General features: G+C 70.2%; 2 protein-coding genes. Both read right to left on the bottom strand.

The features are described 5' to 3' along the window. The coding region (locus ACLFQI_RS10755) for a glycosyltransferase family 87 protein (RefSeq protein ID WP_410759228.1) at positions 1-936 on the bottom strand (936 nt) is incomplete at its 3' end. Continuing rightward, on the bottom strand, positions 936-5989 hold a 5054-nt coding region (locus ACLFQI_RS10750), incomplete at its 5' end, for an AAA family ATPase (protein WP_410759226.1). The genes ACLFQI_RS10750 and ACLFQI_RS10755, both read right to left, overlap by 1 nt.

Here is a 5989-nt window from a genome sequence, read left to right as displayed (position 1 = left end):
CGCAAGGTCGCGCCGCAGCGAGCGCCAGAGTACCGCGGCGGTCACGGCGATGACGATCAGGATCGCGGTGGCGCTGAGGCGCGCGGCCAGGACCGGATCGTCGGCGACGGGGGTGCTGAACTTGTTCGGCACCAGGAAACGCGCGATGGCGCCGGCCAGGCTGCGATTCCAGGGCGCGGCGAGCGAGCTGTGACCGGGCGGCAGCTCGGTGAGACTGGTGGTGGCGACGATCTCCCGCCACCAGGAGGTCCAACTGCCGGTCGGCGCCAGCCACAGGCTGAGCGCGATCAGCGCGCCGCCGGCAAGCAGGCCACCGATGATCCACCGAAGTCGCGGCAGCGGCCCGGCGCCGAGTCCGAGCAGTGCATAGTGTGGCTTGGCGATGCAGCCGAGCGCAAGTAGGGCGCCCGCGCCCATGCCGGCGCGACCCTGGCGCAGCGCGCGCCAGTAGCCCCAGATCAAGAGCAGGAGCAGGAGGTTGATCTGGCCGAATTGGAGATTCAGATAGAGTCCGCCGAAGCCGGCGATGTAGAGCGGCCCCCAGAACCGCAGCCGGCCGCTCGGGTCCTCGCGCGCCAGGTCGCCGACGATGACGACCATCGCCACCAGTGTCAGCAGCAGGTTTAGCACGCGCATCGTCTCGGCCAGTTGCGCGCGGCCTAGGCCAGCGATCGGAGACAGCAACGCCAGTGCGGTGGGCGGATAGGTGAAGGGCAGCACGTCGCCGGGGCGGCGCGGATAGGGATCTTGATCGAGGATGAAGACGCGCTCGGCGGCGCTCGCGTAGACCGCGATGTCGGTCTCGCGCAGCGGGATCTGGCTGGCGATCAGCCCGAGCAGAACCAGGGCCAGCGCCAGGCCGGGATTGAACCCGCAAGCGCGGAGGCGGGTCCAGGCCTGGCGGCACAAGGCGATGAGACGCGGGCGGTGGCGCATCAGTCGTGCGCCTCCGCGGCCTCGGCTTGGCGTCCGGCCGGCTCGCTGACCCGATTGTCGCGCCGGAAGCGATAGGCCTCGCGCACCAATGCCAGCGCCGAGCGGTCCGGTCCCCAGTCCGCGCGCTCGCTCGCCGCCGCGGGATCATCCTCGGCCCAGAGGCGCCAGAGGATCATGGCGTTCTCCCAATAGGCGCCGGCGACATAGTGACCATCCGGACTGAACACGGCATTGGCCACGCCGCCGGCATCGGCTTCCAGGGGGAGGAAGGTGGAGAGCCTTTGCACGCCATCGCTGGCTTTCGATGGGCGCTTCCAGATGCGCAGGCTCCCATCGCGCGAGCCGGTGAGCAGCCAGCGCCCGTCGGGGCTGAACTCGGCGCGATAGATGCGATCCTGATGACCGGCGAGGATCGCGATGGGATCGCCGTGTCGGTCCCAGAGGCGCGCGGTCTTGTCCAAGGAGGCGGTGACCAGCTGCTTGCCATCCGGCGCGAAAGCGATGCTGTAGAGACGCTCGCCGTGGCCCTCGAGGTAGCGCAAGGGGCCGCAGTCGTCGGCCTGGGGGTCGTGATCCTCGGCGGTACGGGATGCGTCGGCGGGGCCGGATGCGGTCGGCGCTTCGAGCCTGATCAGGGCCGCACGGTTGGCCTCGCCGGCGACGGCGATGCGACGGGCATCCGGGCTCAGCGCGATATCGCCGATGGCGCCGACGCCGGTCTCGATGCGGCAACGCTGATGCCAGCGACCGGCTTGGGTGCGTTCGCTCAGGCGCAGGGTGCCGGCCTCGTCACCGGTGGCCACCAGCGTGCCCGCCGCGGTGCTGGCCAGGGCGGCGGCCTGGATGGCCCGGCCGCCGTGCCGAAGCCCAGCCTGGGAACCATCGGCGGTGTCCACCGGCTCGCAGGTCTGCGAGGAGAAGACGCGGACCGGCGTGGCGGGATCGTTGGAGGTGGTCAGTATCCAGTCGCCATCCGGGCTGAAGAGGGCGTTGTAGACCTCGCCCCGCTCGGACTCGGTGACTTGCAGCCGACAGTCGATGCGCTTGTTGATCAGATCGGCGACACGCGCGCTGCCATCGTTATGCGCCGAGACCAAGCGGCGGCCGGACGGCGAGAAGCGGACCTGGCGCACCGGACGTTGCGAGTCGTCATCGAGAAACTCGGCCCAGGCCGTGGGTCCGCTGCCTCCATCCTTGCGGCTATAACGCCAGACCCTGACCCCGCCATCGAAGCCCGCCGTGGCCAACAACAGCGCATCCTCGCCACGGGCGATGGCGGGCGGCGCGGTAGCGGTGTCGACGTACCAGACGTGATCCGGATGTCGCCGCCTGTAGGCGAGCCGCGACACTGGTTTGACGCTCCACAGGCGGACCGTCCCATCGCGCGCCGAGAAGGTCGCCACGCGCTCGCCCTCGGCATGGAAGCCGGCGGCGCCGATGGCGGCGTCATGGCCGAGGACGGCGATGGGCTTGCCGGTCTGGAGGCCGGTCAGCTTGGCGGTGCCGTCGAGCGAGGCGCTGAGGACCAGACTCTCGTTCACCTCGGTGCGCGCGGGCGGCTCGATGATCCGCACCGTCCCCGCGCTCAGCCGATGACTAGCGAGGACCACGGCCTGATCGAAGCGCTGGGGCGGGTTGTCCTTGGCGCCGCGCGCATCCTCGCTCAGGTTCCAACGCACGATCTGCCCTTCGTCGTCGACAGCGACCAGGAAGTTGCCGGAGGGGTCGAAGGCGACATCGCGCACCGCGCTGCGATGCATGCTGAAATCGCGTCCACCGATGCGCGCCGATGAGAGTTCGGCGATGGGTTCGCCATCGCGCCGGTAGAGCCGGATGCGATCGTCGGCGGAGGCGATGGCGATGCGCTCGCCGCTGGCGTCGAAGACGGCGCGGTTGAATGGCCGGCCGCTGGCCTTGTCGCTCGGCAGCGACAGGATCGGGGCGCCGGCCTTGAGGTCGATGAGGCGCGCGCGGCCGTTGGCGGCGGCGGTCAGCAAGGCCTCGCCATCGGGCGCGAAGCTGAGGCTGCGCAAGGGGCCATCGGCGAGCGCTTGCTCGAAAACGATGCGGCCCGGCTGGCTGAGATCGACGACGCAAATATCCTGCTGACCCTCGCTGCCGGGACGGCCGAGGGCGAGCCGTCGGCGGCTCTCATCGAGGGCGAGACTGAGCCCGGGCGGCGCGCCGCAGGCATAATCCGGTTCGGCGTCGGCGCTGGCCGGCAGGCGCCAAATCCCCTCGGCGCCGATGCCGACCACCAGGGTCCCCGGCCCGAAGACGAGCGTATGCACCCCGAGCGCCGGCTCGGCAAGGGCCTGGATCGGCTCGAAACGGCCCTGTTCGAGCTTGAGCAATGTCGCGCCGCGGCCGGGCAGGAAGGTGGCGAGGTGTGAGCCCTCGGCGTTGAAGCCAGGCACGCGCGGTTCGTCGGCAACCGGACTCGCGGCGGCCAGCGCCAGCAGCCGATTGCTACTGAAGGCAAGCCCGAGGGTCTGCACCGCGCGCTGCGGCAGCTCGGCGCCGGCATCGAGGGCGAGGGCGACGGCCTGCCGCGTATTGCCCCGGTTGATCGAGAGTTTGGCCTCGTTGAGTTTGCTGCGGCTCAGATTGATCTGGGCATCGGTATAGGCGAGGTAGGCCAAGCCGGCCGAGAGGGCCGAGATCAGCAGCAGGATCGCGAGCACCAGCCCGACCAGGCGCACCAGAAGACGGCGGCGACCTAGGAGCGCCAAATGCGCCTTGGACTGCTCGATGAACTCGCGTTCCAGGGGCTCGAGTTCGTCGGCATAGGTCTCCTGCAAGGCCAGGGCCTCGGCCGAGCCGGCATCGCGCAGCAGGTATTCGCTGTTGCAATTGGTGCGCTTCCAGAGCTGGGCTTGGCGATCGAGCTGGAAGCGCCGCGCCAGCAACCGGCGGTTGCCGGGCACGGCGAGCCAGGCGCGCACCGGCTCCCAATGGGTCAGCAGCCAGGGATGACTGAAGCTGGCGACTGCTTGGTATTCGCGCCAATCCTGATGCGCGGTGTCGGTATTGGCGCCGGCGTTGGCATTAGCGTTGGCACCAGCGCCGGCATCGACGGTTGGCGCGCTGCCAGCGGCGACTGCGGTCGCTGGCAGCGCGGCGGTTGTTCGAGCCGCGGGCGTCGACGGCGCCCGCGCCTCGCCCGCAAGCGGCTCCGGATCGGCTCCGACCGCTTGCGGACGCTGCCAGCGGCGTCGCCAGTCGCGCCGGGTCCGATGCCAGATCCTGGTCAGTTCGCTGCCGATGCGAGCGTCCGGCGCCTTGCAGTGGATGCTCAGGGTCGGGTCGTGCAGGCCCTCGCTGATGATCAAGCGCGCCTCGATCAATGCCTCCAGCAGGCGTTTGCAGGACGGATCGCGGCGCAGCCGCTGGAGATTGCCGTAGCGGAGCGTGGGTTGACCGATCGCCCCGCCTTCCAAGGTGATCAGGGCGCGACAGAGACGCGGCAGCGCGGCGCGGGTCTCAGCATCGACCGTGCTCCAGACCGCCGTCGCCCGCGTCAGCACCTGCTGGCCGAGGCCGCCGGCGGCCTGATAATCGGCGCCAGAAAGCCATAATTCGCTGCCGCCGCCACCGCGGTCGGCCTGGCGCTGGAGCGCGTGTCGATAAGCGGCCTCGAGGACGGGCTGCAGCAAGGGCGGCCACAGGCGCAGGCGGCCGGCCTCGGCCTCGAGGTGTTCCACCAGCCCGCGTTCCCCCAGCCTGTTCGTATCCAGCTCGATGCCGGCGACGCGCGCCGGGATCTCGACCACTTGGCGAATGCGCGCCGCCGAGAGCGGCTCGATCTCGCTCCAACCATGCGTTCGGATCAGCGCGTGCAGGGCCGGTAAACGCGCGAGCGCTGGCACCGCGTCGCTGCGCAGCAGCGCAACGACCCAGACGGCCGGCGCCAGCGCCAGCGCATGCAGGGCCTGGGCAAGGCGCCGCAGCGGCTCGTCGTCGGCCTGTTCGAGCAGGCGGTCGAGCGGGTCAAGCAGCAGCAGCAGCCGATGGTCGCCGCCGCTGCCGGAGGCGTGCTGGGCGATGGCGCTGCCGATCTGGTGCGCGGCCAGTTCGGGCGCGCTGCCGAGCAGTCGGCTCAGCGCGGGGGCGCCCAAGCCGAAGCGGGCCAAGAGTCCGCCGATGGTCGCCTGCGCGCACAGCGCCTCGGCGAGGGCGGTGATGGGGTCGGCCGAGCCATCCGCGGTCTCGACCAGGCAGACGTGCACGGCGGCAATCCCATCGAGCTGGAACGGGCGCGTCAGCCGGGGCAGCACGCCGGCGCGCAGCAGCGAGGTCTTGCCGCTGCCGCTCGCGCCGGTCACCAACAGCAGGCCGCTCTTGCCGGCGGCGAGACCTTCGAAAGCCCGCAGCAGCTCGCGGACCTCCTGCTCGCGACCGGTGAAGATGCGCTCGTCGCTGGTGTCGAAGGGCCGATCGGGCCGAAACGGGCTGCCTTGCCAGCGCAGGTCGCCGATGGCCGCGCGTCGCTCGGCGCTGATGCGCCGGTTCAGCAGCTTGCGCAGTTGGGTCGCGACCAGCTCGCGAAAGGCGGTGGCGTTGTCGAAGGTGCGAAAGGCGCGGCGAAAGCTGTTGTCCTCGAAGAAGAAGTGGGTGCGGAAGAAGTCCTCGAGACGGCGCCGGTCGTCGATCGCCTCGCGCGCGAGCCCGGCATCGGTGATGTCGACCAGCTTCGGCGTGGTCTTTTTGTACACCAACACCTCCGGGGTGCCGGTGCGCGCCGAGGCCTCGACGGCGTTGACGAACTCCCACTCGGTGCCGGTCATGCCGCGATAGGGTTGCTGCGGCAGCGGCGAGCCGAGCCGGGTCCAGAGGATGACGAGGACGATGTCGCAATCCTGCGGTTGCGTGAGACCGGCCTGGAAGGTCCGATCCGCCGTCAGCGCTTCCTCTTCCCAGAGCACCGTGCGCAGCTCGAAATAGGGCAGATACTCCGTTGCCAACTGCTCGACGATGTCCTTGACCACGGCGCGCTCATGGTCGACATCGGCGGGCGAGGAGACGAAGATTCTGACGACGGTATCGCTCATGG

The sequence above is a fragment of the Halochromatium sp. genome (genome assembly GCF_046541315.1).
In the GTDB taxonomy this organism is placed as follows: Bacteria; Pseudomonadota; Gammaproteobacteria; order Chromatiales; family Chromatiaceae; genus Lamprobacter.
This window is presented reverse-complemented; position numbering and strand designations above follow the sequence as displayed.